The following is a 17,842-nucleotide window of genomic DNA, read 5'->3' on the forward strand; positions in this document are numbered from 1 at the left end:
CGGCCCCCGTTCACGCAGGCAGAGGCGCGGCGCCCGGCAGAATGGCGCCGGCCACAGGGAATCCCGCCATGGCCAGCACAGGCAAGCCCCTCGCCATCGTCACCGGCGCCTCCACCGGCATCGGCCACGCGCTGGCGAGATGCTGCGCCAGCAACGGCTTCGACCTGATCGTCGCGGCCGACGAGGCGAGGATCGAGGCGGCCGCCGCGGAATTCCGCGGCCTCGGCGCCCAGGTGGAAAGCGTGCAGGCCGACCTCGCCACCATCGAGGGCAACGACAGGCTCCTCGCCGTGCTCCGGGGGCGGCCGGTGGACGCGCTGCTCGCCAATGCCGGCCGCGGCCTCGGGCGTGCCTTCCTCGACCAGGATTTCGGCGAGATCCGCGACGTCGTGGAGACCAACGTCACCGGCACGCTCTACCTGATCCAGCAGGTCGGCCGCGGCATGCGCGCGCGCGGGCAGGGGAGGATCCTGATCACCGGCTCGATCGCCGGCTTCATGCCCGGCACCTTCCAGGCCGTCTACAACGGCACCAAGGCGTTCCTCGACAGCTTCAGCTTCGCGCTGCGCGCCGAGCTGAAGGACAGCGGCGTCACCGTCACCTGCCTGATGCCCGGCGCCACGGAAACCGAGTTCTTCGAGCGCGCCGACATGATGGACACCAAGGTGGGAACGCAGAAGAAGGACGATCCCGCCATGGTGGCCGAGACCGGCTTCGCGGCGATGATGAAGGGCGAGGGCGACGTGGTGAGCGGCTGGAAGAACAGGATGATGAGCGCCATCGCCAACGTGCTGCCGGCCGGCATGACCGCCGAGATGCATCGCGGCATGGCGGAGCCCGGCGGCGGCAGGTCGTAGGGGGAGGCCCGGCCGGGACTCCGTCGCATCAGCGGTCCCGGCGCTGGTTCTCGCCGAGCGCGAACTCGCCCACGCACAGCCCCTGCCGGAACGCCACCTCCAGCGTGATGACCCGCTCCGGGAAGCCCGGCGCCAGGGGCGGACGCTGCCGCAGGCGGAACACCATGCGCGGCATGCCCAGCGGCGTGCCCGGGACCCAGCGTGGCCGCCAGTTGCGGCCGAACGCGGCCTCCACCTCCTCGGGCGTGACGCAGGCGGCGCGGTCGCCGAGGCGCAGGCGCAGCAGGGCGCGCAGCGATTCCCCGACGCCGCCGCCCGGTTCCGCCGCCCAGCTCACCGTGGCGCCCCAGGCGGCCAGCCAGGCGCCTTCCCCCCGCAGCCCGCCACCCGGCGCGGGGACGAAGCGGATGTCGAGCGCGCGGGCGAGCAGCGACTGATCCAGGACGCTTTCCTGCGTCGCCACCGCGTTGATCCGGCGCAGCAGCTCGGTGCTGCCGCCGGGCCGGGCGGCCGGGCGCGGCTCGACCCGGCCCGAGGTGGCGGGGCGCCCCCCCGAGACCGACGAGGGGGGCGACGGGGCGTGGGGCAGGGGCGACGGGGCCGGCGCGGCCATCGCCATGGCCGGCAGGGCGAGCAGCAGGAAGGCACCCGCACGCACGGCCCGTGGCGTTTCCCTCACGAGCGTCCCCGGTCCCGGTCCGGCCCGTCGTCGCGCCTCTCCTCCGGCCCGGCGGCGCGCCCGGCCCGCAGCGCGGCCCAGCGGCGCAGGCGCTCGGCCACCGCCGCCTCGGCGCCGCGCCCGGCGGGGCGGTAGAATTCGGGGCGCGGCATGCCGTCGGGGAAGTAGTTCTGGCCGCTGAACGCTTCCTCCTCGTCGTGGTCGTAGCTGTAGCCGGCGCCGTAGCCGAGGTCCCGCATCAGCCCGGTGGGGGCGTTCAGGATGTGGGCGGGCGGCATCAGGCTGCCCGTCTCCTTCGCCGCGCGCATCGCCGCCTTGAAGGCGACGTAGACCGCGTTCGACTTGGGCGCCGCGGCGAGGTGCACGACGAGCTGCGCCAGCGCCAGCTCGCCCTCCGGGCTGCCCAGGCGCTCGTAGGTCTCCCAGGCGGCGATGGCGAGCGGCAGGGCGGTGGGGTCGGCGGCGCCGACATCCTCGGCGGCGAAGCGGGTCAGCCGGCGGGCGAGGTAGCGCGGGTCCTCGCCGCCGGTGAGCATGCGCGCGAACCAGTACAGCGCCGCGTCCGGATCGGAGCCGCGCATCGACTTGTGCAGCGCCGAGATGAGGTTGTAGTGCTCCTCGCGGTCCTTGTCGTAGAGCGCGGCGCGCTTCGCCAGCAGCGCGGCGAGGCCGGCCGGGTCGAGCGGCGCGCGTTCCGGCGGCAGCGCCAGCAATTGCTCGGCGAGGTTCAGCAGGTAGCGCCCGTCGCCATCCGCCATGGCGCGCAGCGCGGTGCGCGCGGCCTCGTCGAGCGGCAGGGTCCGGCCCGCCTCCTCCTCGGCGCGGGCGAGCAGCAATTCCAGCGCCGGATCGTCCAGCCGGCGCAGCACCAGCACCTGGCAGCGCGAGAGCAGCGCGCCGTTCAGCGCGAAGCTCGGATTCTCGGTGGTGGCGCCGACCAGGGTGACGGTGCCGTCCTCCACCACCGGCAGGAAGCCGTCCTGCTGGGCGCGGTTGAAGCGGTGGATCTCGTCCACGAAGAGCAGCGTGCCCTGCTTCAGCCGCCGCCGCTGCCGCGCCTCGTCGAAGGCGCGCTTGAGGTCGGCGACGCCGGAGAACACCGCCGAGAGGGAGACGAAGACCAGCCCCGCGCGCTCGGCCAGCAGCCGGGCGATGGTGGTCTTGCCCACCCCCGGCGGCCCCCACAGCACCAGCGAGGCGAGGCTGCCGCGCGCCAGCATGCCGGTCAGCGCGCCGGCCGGGCCGAGCAGGTGGTCCTGGCCCACCACCTCCTCCAGCGTGCGCGGCCGCAGCCGGTCGGCGAGCGGGCGCGGCCCCGGATGCCCGTCGGCCGGACGGGGGGCCGGACGGGGGGCGGGGGGTTCCGCCGGGCCGAACAGGTCGTCGGGGGGGAAGGGATCGGCGGGGGGAGAGGTCGGGCGGCGCGCGGCCATGCCGCATGATACAGGCGGCCGGACGGGTGGGCGAGACGGGTGGGCAAGGTGGCAGCGGCGCGCCGCGGCCTCGCTGCCGGGTCTGCCCCCGCGGCGCGCGGCGGCCGGCCGCCGCGCGCCGCGGGGACAGACCCGGCAGCGCGGCAGCGGCGCGCCGCTGCCTCGCTGCCGGGTCTGTCCCCGCGGCGCGCGGCGGCCGGCCGCCGCCCCGTCCGTCAGATCGGCAGCGGCCCGTCGGTCTTGATCTCGTTCATCACGAAGAAGGTGCGCACCTGCCGCACCCCGGGCAGGGCGATGATCCGCTCGCTGTGCAGCCGGTTGAAGGCGGCGAGGTCGCGGACGCGGATGCGCAGGAAGTAGTCCACCTCGCCCGCCACCAGCACGCATTCCAGCACCTGCTCCATGCCGCGCACCGCGGCCTCGAAGGCGGCGAAGCTCTCCGGCGTCGAGCGGTCCAGCACCACCCCCACCAGCACCAGCGTGCCGCGCCCCACCGCCTCGGGGGCCACCAGGGCGCGCACGCCGCGGATCACGCCGCGCTCGAACAGGCGCTTCGTGTGGGTCCAGCAGGCGGCGGGGCTGAGCCCGACCTCGCGCGCCAGCTCGGCATTGGTGATGCGGCTGTCGCGCTGCAGGGCGCGGAGGAGGCGGCGGTCGAGGGGGTTCAGCTCGTTGGCGGGGGAATCGTCGGTCATGCGAAGGATCTTCGGATTAGTGACCGGAAATCAGAAGAACCAAAAGGAATTCCCGGTCGAGATCCTGGATTCAGTATAGAATCCGCTCCCAGATACGAAGCACCTCCATCCTCTCCCCGGCTAGGATCGCGCCACCTGCACGACGCGCGGAGCCTCGCCCATGCCCCTCGACCTCGAAGCCAAGTTCCCCCGCCGCAAGCTCGCCTTCTGGCCTTCGCCGATCCATCCGCTGCCGCGGCTCTCCGAAGCGATCGGCGTCGAGGTCTGGGCCAAGCGCGACGACATCGCCTCCGGCCTCGCCTTCGGCGGCAACAAGGTGCGCAAGCTGGAATGGCTGGCCGCCGACGCCATCGCCCAGGGCTGCGACACGCTGGTCTCGATCGGCAACATCCAGTCGAACCACACGCGGCAGGTGGCCGCCGTCGCCGCCGTGCTGGGGATGAAGTGCAAGCTGGTGCAGGAGGAATGGACCCGCTGGGAGGACCCGGCCTACGACAAGGTCGGCAACATCCTGCTCTCCCGCCTGATGGGCGCCGAGACGATCCTGGAGGGCGAGGGCTACTCCACCGCCGTCAAGGAGACCTGGGAGCGCGCGCTGGAGCAGGTGCGGCGCGAGGGCGGCAGGCCCTACGCCATCCCGGCCGGCGCCTCCGACCACCCGCTCGGCGGCCTCGGCTACGCGCACTTCGCCGACGAGGTGGCGGCGCAGGAGGCGGCACAGGGCCTCTTCTTCGACACGGTGGTGACGGCGACCTGCACCGGCTCCACCCAGGCCGGCATGGTGGTGGGCTTCGGCGCGCAGGACCGGCGCCGCCGCCTGCTCGGCATCGACACGGCGGCGGATGCGGCCATGACCCGCGCGGCCGTGACCAAGATCGCCCGCGCCACCGCCGAGCTGATCGGCCTCAACCGCGAGATCCGCGACGAGGAGATCGAGATCGACCCGCGCTTCGCCGGCCCCGACTACGGCCTGCCGGACGACGCGACCATCGCCGCGATCCGCACCGCCGCCTCGCTGGAGGCGATGCTGACCGACCCGGTCTACGAGGGGAAGTCGATGGCCGGGCTGATCGCCATGGCGAAGTCGGGCGAGATCCCGAAGGGCAGCCGGGTGCTCTACGTGCATCTCGGCGGCGCGCCGGCGCTGAACGCCTACCACAACGCCTTCGTCTGACGGGGTGCGGCGGGCAGTCGCGGCGTGCCGGTCCCGTCCCCGCCAACCCCGTCCCGGCACGCCGCGACTGCCCCCTGATCGGTGGCGGTTGCCACGCATTGCCGCTGAAAGAGGCAACCGGCCGCCCCGGCCCCTAGCCGCGTGGCAATCCTGCCACGCCACACGCCTCCGCCGCCGCCGGGCATGGCTCTTGCAACATGGCGGTCCCGCCGGTGCCTCGCCACCGGCCGGCGCGGCGCGTATCGGTAGGGGCATGCAGGAACGAGACGGACCCGTGACGCTGCGGGTCAACGGCACGGCGCACCGCCTCGCGGTGCCGCGCGACACGCGCCTTCTCTACGTGCTCCGCAACGACCTGGCGCTGAACGGCCCGAAATTCGGCTGCGGCCTCGGCGAGTGCGGCGCCTGCACCGTGCTGCTGGACGGCGCCGCCGCGCGCTCCTGCTCCATCCCCGTCGGCGCCTGCGAGGGGCGCGAGGTCACCACGCTGGAAGGGCTGACCGCGGACGGCACCGCGCAGGGCGCGCCCGGCCCGGTGCAGCGCGCCTTCATCGCCGAGCAGGCGGCGCAGTGCGGCTACTGCCTCAACGGCATGATCATGGCCACCGAGGCGCTGCTGCGGCGCCATCCGCGCCCCGACGAGGCGCAGATACGCGCCGCCCTGTCGCACAACCTCTGCCGCTGCGGCACGCATGTCGAGATCCTGCGCGCCGCCCGCCGCGCCGCCGACGAGCGCGGCTGAGGAACCGCCCATGACCGAATCCCCGCCCACCCGCCAGGGATTGCTGGAGCGGCCCGGCACGCTGCTCATCACCCGCTCCGCCGCCGCCCCCGACCCGCACGCGCCGCCGCCCCCCGCCGGAGCCGCCGAACCGCCCACCAGTTCCGCCACCGCCGGCTCCAACCGCGACGGCGAGCCCGACATCTACGTCGCCGTGCTCGACGACGGCTCGGTGCTCGGCTTCAACGGCCATGTCGATCTCGGCACCGGCATCCGCACCGCCCTCGCCCAGATCGTGGCCGAGGAGCTGGACGTCGCCCTCGACCGCGTGACCATGGTGCTGGGCGACACGGAGCGCGCGCCCAACCAGGGCGCCACCATCGCCAGCGAGACCATCCAGATCACCGCCGAGCCGCTGCGCCGCGCCGCCGCGCAGGCGCGCTGGCTGCTGCTGGGCGAGGCCGCCGCGCGGCTCGGCGCGCCCGTCGAGGCGCTCGCCGTCGAGGACGGCACGGTGCGCGTCGCCGAGGATCCCGCGCGGCGCATCGACTACGCCGCCCTGCTGCACGGCCGCGCGCTGCGCGCCGAGCTGGACGGCGCGGCGCCGCTGAAGCCGGTGGCCGCGTACCGCGTGGTCGGCCAGCCCGTGCCGCGCGTCGACATCCCGGCCAAGGCCACCGGCGCCTTCTCCTATGTCCACGACCTGCGCGTGCCGGGCATGCTGCACGGGCGCGTGGTGCGGCCGCCCTATCTCGGCCATGACGGCGGCGACTTCGTCGGCCGCTCGCTGCTCTCGGTGGACGAATCCTCGGTGGCGCACATCGACGGCCTCGTCGCCGTCGTCACCATCGGCGACTTCGTCGGCGTGGTGGCGACGCGCGAGGAGAACGCGGACCGCGCCATGCGGGCGCTGCGCGTCGAATGGAAGCCCTTCGCGCCCACCGTGGACCTGCGCGACATCGACCGCGCGCTGCGCCTGAACCCCTCGACGCGCCGGGTGCTGGCCGATACGGGCGACGTGGACCAGGCCCTGGCCGGCGCCGCGAAGTCCCTGCGGCGCAGCTACGCCTGGCCCTACCAGATGCACGCCTCGATCGGCCCCTCCTGCGCGGTAGCGGACCACGCGCCGGGGCGGCTCGTCGTCTGGTCCGGCACGCAGAACCCGCACGTGCTGCGCGGCGATCTCGCGCGGCTGCTCGGCATGGGCGAGCACGAGGTGGAGGTGGTGCGGCTGGAGGCGGCCGGCTGCTACGGCCGCAACTGCGCCGACGACGTCTCCGGCGATGCGGCGCTGCTCTCGCGCGCCGTCGGCCGGCCGGTGCGCGTGCAGCTCACCCGCGAGCAGGAGCATGCCTGGGAGCCGAAGGGCGCCGCGCAGCTCTGCGACGTGGCCGGCGGCCTCGATGCCGAAGGCGGGCTCGCCGCCTACGACTTCACCGTGCGCTACCCTTCCAACCTCGCGCCGATGCTGCCGCTGCTGCTGACCGGCGTGGTGCCGCCGGTGCCCGCCACGGTGCAGATGGGCGACCGCACCGCCATCCCGCCCTACGACTACAAGGCGATGCGCGTGGTGTGCGAGGACATGCCGCCGCTGGTGCGCGCCGCCTGGCTGCGCGGCGTCTCGGCCCTGCCCAACAGCTTCGCGCACGAATGCTTCATCGACGAGCTGGCGGTCGAGGCCGGCGCCGACCCGGTGGAATTCCGCCTGCGCCACCTGCCGGACCGGCGCGCCGCCGACCTCGTCCGCGCCGTGGCCGAGCGCGCGAAGTGGGAGCCGCGCACCGGCGCCCGGCTGCGTGGCGAGGGCGACATCCTGCGCGGCCAGGGCTTCGCCTACGCGCTCTACGTCCACAGCAAGTTCCCCGGCTTCGGCGCCGCCTGGGCGGCCTGGGTGGCCGAGGTGGAGGTGAACCGGCGCACCGGCGAGGTCACGGTCGGCCGCATCACGGTCGGCCAGGACACCGGCCAGATGATCAACCCGGCCGGGGTGCGGCACCAGGTCCACGGCAACGTCGTCCAGGCCACCAGCCGCGCGCTGAAGGAGCGCGTGACCTTCGACGAGCGCTCCCTGGTCAGCAGCCGCGAATGGGGCGGCTACCCGATCATGACCTTCCGCGAGGTCCCCGAGATCGACGTGCTGCTGATGCCGCGCCAGTCGGAGCCGCCGCTGGGCGGCGGCGAATCCGCCTCCGTGCCCGGCGCCGCCGCCATCGCCAACGCGATCTACGACGCGACCGGCGTGCGCTTCCGCAGCCCGCCCTTCACCGCCGACGTGATCCTGGCGGGGCTGGACGACGCCGCCCCCACGCCGCCCGCCCCGCCGAGGCGCCGCCGCTGGCTCGGCGCGCTGGCCGGGATCGGCACGGCGCTGGCGACGGCCGGCGCCGGGCTGCTCGGCCTGCACGCCGCCATCCCGCCGGCCGCGCCGCCCGGGCCGGACGTCTATTCGGCCACGCTGATCGAGCGCGGCCGGCTGCTCGCCGCGGCCGGCGACTGCGCCGTCTGCCACACCGCGCCGGGCGGCGTGGCCTATGCCGGCGGCCATGCGCTGGAAACCCCCTTCGGCACGGTGTTCGGCACCAACCTGACGCCGGACGTGGAGACCGGCATCGGCGCTTGGTCCTTCGCCGCCTTCCAGCGCGCCATGCGCGAGGGCATCTCGCGCGACGGCCGCAACCTCTACCCGGCCTTTCCCTACACGTCCTTCACGCGCATGACGGACGCGGACCTGCTGGCCCTCTACGCCTACCTCATGTCGCGCCCCGCCGTGCGCAACGTGCCGCCGGAGACGAAGCTCGCCTTCCCCTACGGCATCCGACCGCTGCTGGCCGGCTGGAACCTTCTCTTCCATCGCCCGGGCGCCCAGGAGCCGGACCCGTCGCGCTCCGCCGAGTGGAACCGCGGCAACTACCTCGTCAACGCGCTCGGCCATTGCGGCGCCTGCCACACGCCGCGCAACGCGCTGGGCGCCGAGCGGCGCGGTGCCTACCTCGCCGGCGGCGAGGCGGAAGGGTGGGACGCGCCGGCCTTCGGCACGCTGGCGGCCGCGCCCGTGCCCTGGACCGAGCGGTCGCTGTTCGACTACCTGCGCACCGGCCACTCGCCCGAGCACGGCGTCGCCGCCGGGCCGATGGCGCCGGTGGTGGCGGAGCTGACGCAACTGCCCGACGCCGACATCCGCGCCATGGCGCACTACCTCGCCTCGCTGGGCGGCGCCCCCGACCCCGCCGCCGCGGCGCTGCGCGCGCGCGAGGTGGAAGCCGCCGCCTGGCGCGACCTGGGCGGCGACGCCTCGCCGGGCGCGCGTCTCTTCCAGGGCGCCTGCGGCGCCTGCCACCATGACGGCAACGGCCCGGCGGTGCTCGGCGCGCATGTCTCGATGCCGCTGAACACCAGCATCCACGCGGCGCGGCCGGACAACCTGATCCGCGTCATCCTGGACGGCATCCAGAACCCGGCGCGGGACGCGCTGGGCCACATGCCGGGCTTCCGCGACAGCCTGAGCGACGCGCAGGTGGCGGAGCTCGCGGCCTTCCTGCGGCGGCGCTTCGCGCCCGACAGGCCGGCCTGGGAAGGGGTGGAGGCGGTGGCGGCGCGGCTGCGCTGAAGGCCGCGGCACCGGGCCTTTCCGAGGGAGGGCGCTGCCCGCCCTGGGTCGTCCTCCCGCCGAGGCGCCCCGCCCCCTGGCCCCCGTCCCGGGAAAGGCGGGCGGGGCGTTCGAACGACGGGGACCGGGCGAATGGCGGTCCGGGAGGGCTTCGTCCTTTTGCCGGATGGGAGCCGGGAAAGGCGACGCCCTCCCGCAGAGGCGGTGGGAACGTATCCCGTCCTCAGGCCGCCGCCGCGATCGCGTCCGCGAGCTGCCCGAGCGCCGCGCTCATCGCCGCCACCTGCGCGGCGGTGCCGGCGCCACCGATCGGCACCTCGATGCGCAGGGTGCGCGCCGTGCCGGGCAGCCTTCCCTGGCGGGGGCGCACCGCCATCTGGGCCAGCAGCAGCACGCGGCCCGCCTCGGCGTCGAAGCGCTGCACGTCGACCTCGGCGATCAGCGCGGTGTCGGTGGAGAGGGCGCCGCCCTCGGCGACGACGCTGCCGCCCGGAAGGCGCTGCGTCAGGTTCTCGACCAGCACGCGGCCGATCATGTCGCCGAGCGGCTCGCCCCAGCGCTCGTTCGAGGCGATGTCGAGCCGGTAGCCGGCATTGCCGCGCACGATGCCCGGGCGGTCCAGGTAGCCCGCGAGGGTCACGCGCCGCACCTCCAGGCTCCGCGCGGCGGCGGGGCGCGGCGTGCCGGGCACGGCGGCCAGGGTGAAGAAGGCCGCCTCGGGCGAGGCGCAGCCGGCCAGCGCCAGCAGCAGCGCGGCGCGGCGGGCGAGGCGGGGGCGTGGCCGGGCGGTGGGGTTCATCGCTCGCCCCCCTGCAGGGCACGGCCGCGGATCAGCGCCTCCGGGTGGCGGTCGAGGAAGTCGGCCAGGATGCGCACGGCGCGCGCCGCGTCGGAGACCTGCCCGAGCGTGCGCTGGAGCTGCCGCTGCACGTCGGAATCGCCGCCGTAGCCGCGCTCGACGGAACCGATCGCGCTGTTCGCGCGCGCTACCGCCTGGTCGAGGTTGCCGGCGATGCCGGGCAGGCGCCGCAGCAGCGGGGCGAGGCCGCGATCGGCCTCGCGCACGAGCTGCTGCACCTGCGCCAGCGCGGCGCTCAGCGCGCCCACCGCGTTGCGCACCTCCGGCCCGCCCACCAGCCCGTTCACCGAGGCGAGCGCGCCGTTGAGGTTGCGGCCGATCTCGTCGATCGGGAAGCGTTGCAGCCGCCCGGCGATGGCGCTGACCGTCGCCATGATGTCGTCGCCGCCGGGCATGGCCGGCAGCACGATCTCGTCGCCTTCCATCCGCACCTCGGCGGGTGGCGGGTTCTCCTGGAAATCCAGGGTCACGATCTTCTGCCCGATCAGGATGTTGCCGGTGGCGAGCTGCGCGCGCAGGCCGCGCGCGACCATGCGCCGCGTCAGCTCCAGCACCTCGTACTGCTCCCGCCCGGCAGGGTAGGAGATGTTGCCCGGCTCCACCGCGAGGTGCACCGGGGTGCGGAACGCATGGGTCTCGCGGTCGTATTCCAGATGCACGTCCGTCACGCTGCCGATGCGGATGCCGCGCATCTCGACCGGCGAGCCGGCGGCGAGGCCGCGCACCGAGCCGTCGAAGTAGACCAGGAAGCTGAGCCGGTCGCGCGAGGTGGCGGCGGCGGCGGCGGCGATGTCGGGGTAGAGCGGGAACTCGGCGTCGTCCTTCGCCTCCGGTGTGCCGCGCGCCTCGGGCGGCGTGTCGAAGGCGACGCCGCCGGCGAGCAGGGCGCGCAGGCTCTCCAGCTCCAGCCGGATGCCCTGCGCGCCGATGTCGAGGCTGACGCCGGAGACGTTCCAGAAGCGCGAGCCGGCGCGGAGATACTGCGCGTAGGGGTCGCGCACGAAGGCGTGCAGGGTGATGTTGCCGTCGAGGCCCGGGCGGTCGTAGCTCAGGATCTCGCCCACCGCGATGTCGCGGAAGAAGACCGGCGAGCCGCGGTCGAGCGAGCCGATGCGGTGCGCCTGGAGGCGGATCAGCCGGCCCGGCTGGTCGGCGCGGACGCCGGGCGGGTCCTCGAGGCCGGTGAATTCGCGTCTTGCCTCGGCCTCCGGCGCGCCGGGGTCGAATTCGATGTAGCTGCCGGAGACGATGGTCTCCAGGCCCGAGACGCTGCTGGCGCTGAGTCGCGGCCGCACCACCCAGAAGCGGGCCGGGGCGGTCAGCCGGTCCACCACCTCGCGCGCCATGCGCATGCGGACGCGGACGCGCTGGAGGTCGTCGGTGAGCGCGATGGTCTCGACCGTGCCGACCTGCACGGCCTTGTAGCGCACCGGCGTCTGGCCGGCGGTGAGCCCCTCGGCGTTGCGGAAGGTGACGGTGATCAGCGGCCCGCGGGCGCTGAGGGTGCGGTAGCCGAGATAGCCGGCCACCAGCACCGCCGCGATCGGGATCAGCCAGATCATCGAGAAGCGCCGGTGGTGCGCCCGCACGGCCTCCGGCGCCTCGTCGTGCAGCGTCCGGTCGTGCGGGGCCGGGTCGTGCGGGGCCGAACCGGGCGCGGCGCCCCCTGCGGTCCCCCCCGTGGAAGGGGGCGCGCCGGGGGCCGGTGCGCGGGCCGGATCGTGCGGCGTCGGCGCGCCGCTTCCCGGCTCGCTCATGCGCGGCGCTCCGCCGCGCCGTGCCCGGCGGGGGCGGGCCGCGCCGCGTTCCCCGCCGCCTCGCCCGGCCCGGTTCCGTCCCGGTCCGCCCGGTATCGTCCAGCGCGGTAGGCGTCGGCCCGATCCTGACCCGCCCGATCCTGACCCGCCCGGTCGCGCCGGTGCGGCGGCACGGCGTCCCACATCAGGCGGGGGTCGAAGGCTTCGGCGGCGAACATGGTGAGGATCACCACGCCGGCGAAGCAGAGCGCGCCGTTCTCGGCGACGATGTTGGCCAGCCGGCCGAAATGCACCACCGAGACCAGCACCGAGACCACGAACACGTCGATCATCGACCAGCGCCCGATCGCGTCCACCACCCGGTAGAGCCGGGTGCGGTCGCGCAGGCGCAGGTCGGAGCGCGCGTGGACGCCGAGCAGCATCGACAGCAGCCCGAGCAGCTTAAGCATCGGCACGGCGACGCTGGCCAGGAAGACGATCAGCGCCAGCGGCCAGAAGCCGCTCTCGATGAACTCCTCCACCCCGCCCAGGATGGTGTGCGGGCCGCCCTGCCCGAGGGTGATGACGTTCATGACCGGGTAGTAGTTGGCCGGCACGTAGAGCACCACCGCCGCGGTGATCAGCGCCCAGGTGCGGGCGATGCTGTTCGGCTTGCGCCGGTGCAGCCGGCTGCCGCAGCGCGGGCAGTGGTCGCCGTCCCGGCCCCGGCTGACCAGATGGCAGCAGTGGCAGCCGATCAGCGGCGCGCGCGCGGCGCGCGGGCCGGGCGCGGCGGGAACCGCCGGCGCGGCGGTCGCCGCGGCGCCCGGCCGGGTGTCGTCGACGAGGGCCGGGTCCTCGTCGAGGTGCCGGCGCGAGACCATCTCCCAGATCGCCTCCGGGTCCAGGGCGGAATCGGTCGCGACCAGCAGCAGCGACAGGGCGCCCAGGGCGATGGCGGCGGCGCCGATCTGCACGTCGGCGAGGTCCACCAGTCGCGTGTAGGAGACCAGCGCGCCGAACAGGAACACCTCCAGCATCGCCCAGGGCGCGATGTGGCGGTACCAGCGGAAGGGCAGGTGCAGCCAGCGCGGGGGCCTGGGCAGGCGCAGGCCGACCAGCACCGTCAGCAGCAGCAGCAGCTTCAGCAGCGGCACCAGCACCAGCGTCGCCAGCACCAGCGCCCCGAGCGCCCAGTAGCCCTCCTGCGTCAGCGAATCGGCGCCGCTGGCCACCCAGACGAGGCGCGGCCGGCCGAGGAGGTGCAGCTCCAGGAAGGGCAGCATCATGGTGACGAGGTAGAGCGCGAAGGCGGCGCAGCCGAGCGCCAGGGGCGCCGTCAGCGGCGCGCTGCGGTTGCGCCGGAGCACGGCGTCGCAGCGCGGGCAGCGCGCATCGGTGTCCGGCGGCAGCGGCCGCAGGTGCAGCAGCTTGCCGCAGTGCGGGCATTCGCGCAGCCGGCGGCCGGGCAGGACCGGGATGTTCGGCCGGCCGGGCCCGGCCTCGTCCGGCAGCAGGCCGAACAGGCTCATGCGGCGCGGCCCGCCCGGGGAAGGGACGGGTGGCGGGGCGGGCGGTTCGCGCGCGGGGCGCGGCGTGGCACGGGGCCTGGCATCGGCGCGCTCCATCGTCTCGGACCTCGGACGTCTCGGACCTCGGGGGAGGCGGCCCGTCGGCTTCCCGTAGCGGCCGGCGCGGGGCTCGGCAAGCGGGGGCCGGACCGGCGGGGAGCGGCCGGGGCTGCCCGTTGCCGGTGCGAAAGCGGTCTCGCCAGGAGCGCCGCGCCGCGCGAGGATGCGGGTCCCCCCGGATGCCGGATGTGCAGGATGCGTGCGCTGCTTCTCCCCATCGGCGCGCTGGTCGCGCTTCTCGCCTATCAGCGCCCCGACTGGGTGGCGGGCGTGGAATCCGGCCTCGCCGCCGTGAACGAGCGGCTGGCGGGGCTGGGCAACGCCTTCGCCCAGCGCCCGGGCACCATCGCCGCCCGTGCCGACGAGGCGGCGCCCGACCGCGCCGAGGCGCTGGCGGCGGTCGAGCGGGCGGCCGCGGCGCGGCGTGACCTGTTCGCCGCGGCGCAGGACGCCCCGCCCGCCGCCGGGCGGCGCGACGCCAGCCCGGAGGCCGAGGCGCCGGCCAAGGGCGCGGCGCGGGCCCGGGTGGAGGCGCTGCTGCGCGAGGCCGCCGCCACCCTGGCCGGCAGCGAGGCGCTGGGCGAGCTGCGCGCCATGCAGGCGGCGCGGCTGCAACGGACGGCGCTGCGCGAGCAGCTCGCCCGGCAGCGCCTGGCCGGGGACGCGCAGGCGGCCGACACCGAGAGCCGCCTCGCCGCCGCCGAGGCCGAGCTTTCCGGCCGCGCCGACGCCTTCACGCAGCGCCTGGGCGGGATCGGCGTCAACGTCTCGCGCGAGGCGGCGGAGAACCTCGCCGTCTCGGTGAACGGCGACGAGGTGGTGGCGCTGCTCGGCGCCTACGGCAACATCGAGCGGCTGGAGGGCGAGCTGCGCGAGGCGGTGGCCGAGGCGCAGGACAACGAGGCGCTGGTGCGCCGCTACTACGCGCTGCACGCGACGCTGCTGGCGGTGCTGGAGACGGTGCAGGAGGAGACGCTCTCGCGCATCGACACCGTGTACCGGCCGCGCCTGGAGGCGATCGACCGCGACACGGCGGCGTTGCGCGGCGAGGCGCAGACGCTGCTGCGCGACGCGCGCGAGGCGCCGCTGCGGGCGGCGCTGGAGGCCAACCTGCGCGCGCACGAGCTGACGCTGCGCGCCACCGGCCTGTACCGGCGCTACCTGCAGGACCAGCGCAACGGGCTGGCGACGGCGCTGGAGCGCACCCGCGCGGCACGCCAGGTGGCCGACAACACGGCGCGCACGGCGACCCTGGCGCTCGACGTGGCCGGGATGATGCGCAACGGCGGGCGGGACGTGGGCGCGGTGCTGACGGCGCGGCCGCCGGTGCTGGTGCCGTTCGGGGGCACGGTGCTGCGGCGGGAATTCGAGGGGCTGTCGCGGCGGATGGGCGAGGCGGGGAGCTGAGGCGGGGGGCGGGGGCTTCGCCCCTGCGACCCCAACCAAGGAGGGCGCTGCCCTCCTTGGGTATCCTCCCGCCAAGGGGCGAAGCCCCCTTGGAACCCCCGTTCGGGGAAGGCGGCCGGGGTGTTTCGACACCCGGGTGCAAAACGAACGGAGGTGCGGGAGGGCTTCGCCCATCCTGCCGGATGGGGTCCGGGGAAGGCAGCGCCTTCCCCGTGAAGGCGGCGGCCCCTACCCCTCCGTGAACCCCGCCATCGCGCGCCATGCCGCCTCGTCCAGCGTGGTCACGCCGAGTTCCGCCGCCTTCGCCGCCTTCGAGCCGGCATCGGCGCCGAGCACCACGAAGTCGGTCTTCCTCGACACGCTCTTGGTCACCTTGGCGCCGAGCAGCTCGGCCCGCGCCTCGGCCTCGGCGCGCGTCATGGTCTCCAGCGAGCCGGTGAAGACGATGGTGCGGCCGGTGAGCGGGTTCTCCTCGCCGATCGACGCCATCGGCTCGGCCGTCACCTCGCGCGCGAGGTCGTCGAGGGCCGCGCGGTTGTGCGGCTCGGCGAAGAAGTCGGCGAGTTCGGTCGCGATGGCGGGGCCGATGCCCTGGATGCTGCCGAGCTCCTCGCGCGCCTCGGAGCCGATCACCGTCGCCTCCTGCATGCGCCGGCGCCACTCGGCGTAGGTGCCGTAGTGGCGGGCCAGCAGGCGGGCGTTCTGCTCGCCGATGCGGCGGATGCCGAGGGCGAAGACGAAGCGGTCCAGCGGTACGCGGCGGCGCGCCTCGATGGCGGCGAGGAGGTTGGGCACCTTCCGCGCCTCGCCCTTGGACTTTGCGCCCCAGCCCTCCCAGCCGCGCATCCGCTCGGCGTGCGGGGCGAGGCGGAACAGGTCGGCGGGGGCGCGGACCAGGCCCTCGTCGTGGAGCTTCTGGATGTTCTCGATGCCCAGCCCCTCGATGTCCATCGCGTTGCGCGCGACGAAGTGCCTGAGGCGCTCCACCGTCTGCGCCGGGCAGATCAGCCCGCCGGTGCAGCGGCGCACCACGTCGCCGTTGTCGCGCACGGCGTGGCTGCCGCAGGCGGGGCAGATCTGCGGGAATTCGAAGGGCACGCTGCCCTCGGGCCGCTTTTCCGGCACGATGCCGACGATCTGCGGGATGACGTCGCCGGCGCGCTGCAGGATCACCGTGTCGCCGATGCGCACGTCCTTGCGGGCGATCTCGTCCTCGTTGTGCAGCGTCGCGTGCTGCACGATGACGCCGCCGACGTTCACCGGCTCCATCACGGCGCGCGGCGTCAGCGCGCCGGTGCGGCCGACCTGGATCTGGATCTCCAGCAGCGTGGTGGTGGCTTGCGTCGCGGGGAATTTCCAGGCGATGGCCCAGCGCGGCGCGCGGCCGACGAAGCCGAGGCGGGACTGCCAGTCCAGCCGGTCCAGCTTGTAGACCACGCCGTCGATGTCGTAGGCGAGGCCGGCGCGCTCCGCGGCCAGCTCGGCCTGGAAGGCGGCGACGGCGGCCTCGTCGGGCAGCAGGCGGGAGAGCGGATTCACCCGGAAGCCCCAGCCGCGCAGGCGTTCGAGGTATTCGGCGTGGGTCGTGGCGACGGGCTCGCTCGACTCGCCCTGCGCGTAGGCGAACAGCTTCAGCGGCCGGCGGGCGGTGATGCCGGGGTCGAGCTGGCGCAGCGAGCCGGCGGCGGCGTTGCGCGGGTTGGCGAAGATGCGCTCGCCCTTGGCGCCCTCGGCGATGCGCTCGGCCTGGGCGGCGTTGAAGGCGAGGAACTCCTCCTTGTCCATGAACACCTCGCCGCGGATCTCGATCCGCTCGGGGTGCTCGCCGCGCAGGCGCAGCGGCAGGTCCTTCAGCGTCCTCAGGTTGGCGGTGATGTCCTCGCCCACCGTGCCGTCGCCGCGCGTGGCGCCCCGCACGAAGTGGCCGCCCTCGTAGAGCAGGTTGACCGAGAGCCCGTCGATCTTCGGCTCGCCCACGAAGCGCAGCGCCTCCTCCGCCGGCAGGCCGAGGAAGCGGCGGACGGAGGCGCAGAATTCGGAAAAGTCCTCGGCGCCGAAGGCGTTGTTCAGCGACAGCATCGGCGTGCCGTGCCGCAGCTTGCCGAAGGCGGCGGCGGGCGCGCCGCCGGGGCGCAGCGAGGGGCTGTCGGCGCGCACCAGCTCCGGGAAGCGGGCCTCGATGGCGCCGTTGCGGCGGAACAGCGCGTCGTACTCGGAATCGGGGAGGGTGGGCGCGTCCTCCTCGTAGTAGGCGCGGTTGTGCGCGGCGATCTCGTCGGCGAGGGCGGCCAGCTCGGCGGCGGCCTCCTCCTCGGTGAGCGATTCGACCGGGCGGCGGCGCAGCGCGTCGGGGGCGGGCGGGGCGTTCACGGCCCAGACCCCTGGCCGGACCCCTGGCCGGCCCCCGGGGCGGGTGGCGGCGCGGCCTCGGCCTCGTCCGCCAGCTTGTGGAAATCCCCGGTGACGCAGGCGAAGGCCACCACCGGCTCGCCCCGGCCGCCGAGGCGCCGGTAGAAGGCGTGCGCGGCCTGGTTGCCGGCCTGCGCCGTCCACCAGAGATGCGCCGCGCCCCGGCGGCGCGCGGCGGCGGCGACGCCGGCCATCAGCGCCCGCCCCAGGCCGAGCCGGCGGGCCTCCGGCCGCACGAACAGGTCGCCCACGTAGCAGCCGCGCTCGGCGTGATGGGATTCGTAGGTGCCATGCGCCGTGGCATAGCCGAGCAGGCGGCCGGATGCAGCCTCCTCGGCCACCAGCAGCAGGCCCGCCGGGTCGGGGCCGAGGAAGTCGCGCGCGAGCGTCGCGGCGTCGAGGCGCGGCGGCTCGCCATGCTCGGCCTCGCTCAGCAGCGCGACCAGCACCAGCACGGCGGCCGCGTCCGCGTCCCGCGCGGGGCGCACCGTCACCATGAGTCGTCCGAGGGAAGCATCGGGCGTGGGAGAGGGGGCGCGGGGCGCCCCGTTCCGCCGGGCGCGCTCGGCGCGCCGCCGCTGCCCGGCGCGAGGGGGCGCGCCGGGAGCTGCCTGCGGAGGGGGCGCCCCGCGCG

The 17,842-nt window shown here is 75.2% G+C and carries 13 protein-coding genes; 5 read left to right on the plus strand and 8 right to left on the minus strand.

Annotated elements, in window-relative coordinates; translation table 11 throughout:
• Window positions 1-68 precede the first annotated feature (68 nt).
• Complete coding sequence (locus M0638_RS01645; RefSeq protein ID WP_248665204.1) at window positions 69-857, plus strand: SDR family NAD(P)-dependent oxidoreductase; 789 nt, start codon at window positions 69-71, stop codon at window positions 855-857.
• Window positions 858-885: 28 nt separating this feature from the next.
• On the opposite strand, the gene M0638_RS01650 is transcribed toward M0638_RS01645, so the two are convergent.
• The 3 genes from M0638_RS01650 to M0638_RS01660 form a co-directional block, all read right to left on the minus strand.
• Entirely contained in the window at window positions 886-1,515 is a 630-nt protein-coding gene (locus tag M0638_RS01650; protein ID WP_248665205.1) for a hypothetical protein, read from the minus strand.
• Window positions 1,516-1,532: 17 nt separating this feature from the next.
• Window positions 1,533-2,969, minus strand: a complete 1,437-nt coding sequence (locus M0638_RS01655; RefSeq protein WP_248665206.1) for a replication-associated recombination protein A — start codon at window positions 2,967-2,969, stop codon at window positions 1,533-1,535.
• 215 nt (window positions 2,970-3,184) lie between these two features.
• The gene (locus M0638_RS01660) at window positions 3,185-3,664 is read right to left on the minus strand and encodes an Lrp/AsnC family transcriptional regulator (protein ID WP_248665207.1); all 480 of its coding nucleotides are present in this window, start codon (window positions 3,662-3,664) and stop codon (window positions 3,185-3,187) included.
• Window positions 3,665-3,824: 160 nt separating this feature from the next.
• On the opposite strand from M0638_RS01660, the gene M0638_RS01665 reads away from it, so the two are divergent.
• The 3 genes from M0638_RS01665 (at window position 3,825) to M0638_RS01675 (ending at window position 9,166) form a co-directional block, all read left to right on the plus strand.
• Window positions 3,825-4,838, plus strand: a complete 1,014-nt coding sequence (locus tag M0638_RS01665; protein ID WP_248665208.1) for a 1-aminocyclopropane-1-carboxylate deaminase — start codon at window positions 3,825-3,827, stop codon at window positions 4,836-4,838.
• Window positions 4,839-5,091: 253 nt separating this feature from the next.
• The gene (locus tag M0638_RS01670; RefSeq protein ID WP_408902704.1) at window positions 5,092-5,580 is read left to right on the plus strand and encodes a (2Fe-2S)-binding protein; all 489 of its coding nucleotides are present in this window, start codon (window positions 5,092-5,094) and stop codon (window positions 5,578-5,580) included.
• Between the two features lie 10 nt (window positions 5,581-5,590).
• Window positions 5,591-9,166: a molybdopterin cofactor-binding domain-containing protein gene (locus M0638_RS01675; RefSeq protein ID WP_248665210.1), complete on the plus strand. Its 3,576-nt coding sequence runs from the start codon at window positions 5,591-5,593 to the stop codon at window positions 9,164-9,166.
• Between the two features lie 223 nt (window positions 9,167-9,389).
• On the opposite strand, the gene M0638_RS01680 is transcribed toward M0638_RS01675, so the two are convergent.
• Genes M0638_RS01680 through M0638_RS01690 form a run of 3 tightly spaced genes read right to left on the minus strand, consistent with a single transcriptional unit; the run spans window position 9,390 to window position 13,293 of the window.
• Entirely contained in the window at window positions 9,390-9,965 is a 576-nt protein-coding gene (locus M0638_RS01680) for a PqiC family protein (RefSeq protein ID WP_248665211.1), read from the minus strand.
• Window positions 9,962-11,782 (minus strand): PqiB family protein, encoded by a 1,821-nt coding sequence (locus tag M0638_RS01685; RefSeq protein ID WP_248665212.1) that lies wholly within the window; start codon window positions 11,780-11,782, stop codon window positions 9,962-9,964. Before M0638_RS01685 ends, M0638_RS01680 begins: the two co-directional genes overlap by 4 nt.
• A complete protein-coding gene (locus tag M0638_RS01690; RefSeq protein ID WP_248665213.1) occupies window positions 11,779-13,293 on the minus strand; it encodes a paraquat-inducible protein A in 1,515 nt (504 codons plus the stop codon). Before M0638_RS01690 ends, M0638_RS01685 begins: the two co-directional genes overlap by 4 nt.
• A gap of 294 nt (window positions 13,294-13,587) precedes the next feature.
• On the opposite strand from M0638_RS01690, the gene M0638_RS01695 reads away from it, so the two are divergent.
• Window positions 13,588-14,799: a coiled-coil domain-containing protein gene (locus M0638_RS01695; protein WP_248665214.1), complete on the plus strand. Its 1,212-nt coding sequence runs from the start codon at window positions 13,588-13,590 to the stop codon at window positions 14,797-14,799.
• 228 nt (window positions 14,800-15,027) lie between these two features.
• Here the strand turns inward: M0638_RS01695 and ligA are convergent, their stop codons facing one another.
• Together ligA and M0638_RS01705 are read right to left on the minus strand one after the other, a co-directional pair.
• A complete protein-coding gene (gene ligA, locus M0638_RS01700) occupies window positions 15,028-17,142 on the minus strand; it encodes an NAD-dependent DNA ligase LigA (protein WP_248665259.1) in 2,115 nt (704 codons plus the stop codon).
• 23 nt (window positions 17,143-17,165) lie between these two features.
• Window positions 17,166-17,705: a GNAT family N-acetyltransferase gene (locus M0638_RS01705; RefSeq protein WP_248665215.1), complete on the minus strand. Its 540-nt coding sequence runs from the start codon at window positions 17,703-17,705 to the stop codon at window positions 17,166-17,168.
• Between the last annotated feature and the right edge of the window lie 137 nt (window positions 17,706-17,842).

Source organism: Roseomonas acroporae (genome assembly GCF_023223525.1).
Lineage (GTDB): Bacteria > Pseudomonadota > Alphaproteobacteria > Acetobacterales > Acetobacteraceae > Roseomonas_E > Roseomonas_E acroporae.

What these genes read in the sequence shown, in the direction of transcription:
- M0638_RS01645 (WP_248665204.1), top strand. Translation starts at nt 69, where the DNA reads ATGGCCAGCACAGGCAAGCCCCTCGCCATCGTCACCGGCGCCTCCACC.
- M0638_RS01675 (WP_248665210.1), top strand. Translation starts at nt 5,591, where the DNA reads ATGACCGAATCCCCGCCCACCCGCCAGGGATTGCTGGAGCGGCCCGGC.
- M0638_RS01685 (WP_248665212.1), bottom strand. Translation starts at nt 11,782, where the DNA reads ATGAGCGAGCCGGGAAGCGGCGCGCCGACGCCGCACGATCCGGCCCGC.
- M0638_RS01690 (WP_248665213.1), bottom strand. Translation starts at nt 13,293, where the DNA reads ATGAGCCTGTTCGGCCTGCTGCCGGACGAGGCCGGGCCCGGCCGGCCG.
- M0638_RS01695 (WP_248665214.1), top strand. Translation starts at nt 13,588, where the DNA reads ATGCGTGCGCTGCTTCTCCCCATCGGCGCGCTGGTCGCGCTTCTCGCC.
- M0638_RS01655 (WP_248665206.1), bottom strand. Translation starts at nt 2,969, where the DNA reads ATGGCCGCGCGCCGCCCGACCTCTCCCCCCGCCGATCCCTTCCCCCCC.
- M0638_RS01680 (WP_248665211.1), bottom strand. Translation starts at nt 9,965, where the DNA reads ATGAACCCCACCGCCCGGCCACGCCCCCGCCTCGCCCGCCGCGCCGCG.
- M0638_RS01670 (WP_408902704.1), top strand. Translation starts at nt 5,092, where the DNA reads ATGCAGGAACGAGACGGACCCGTGACGCTGCGGGTCAACGGCACGGCG.
- M0638_RS01665 (WP_248665208.1), top strand. Translation starts at nt 3,825, where the DNA reads ATGCCCCTCGACCTCGAAGCCAAGTTCCCCCGCCGCAAGCTCGCCTTC.
- M0638_RS01660 (WP_248665207.1), bottom strand. Translation starts at nt 3,664, where the DNA reads ATGACCGACGATTCCCCCGCCAACGAGCTGAACCCCCTCGACCGCCGC.
- M0638_RS01705 (WP_248665215.1), bottom strand. Translation starts at nt 17,705, where the DNA reads ATGGTGACGGTGCGCCCCGCGCGGGACGCGGACGCGGCCGCCGTGCTG.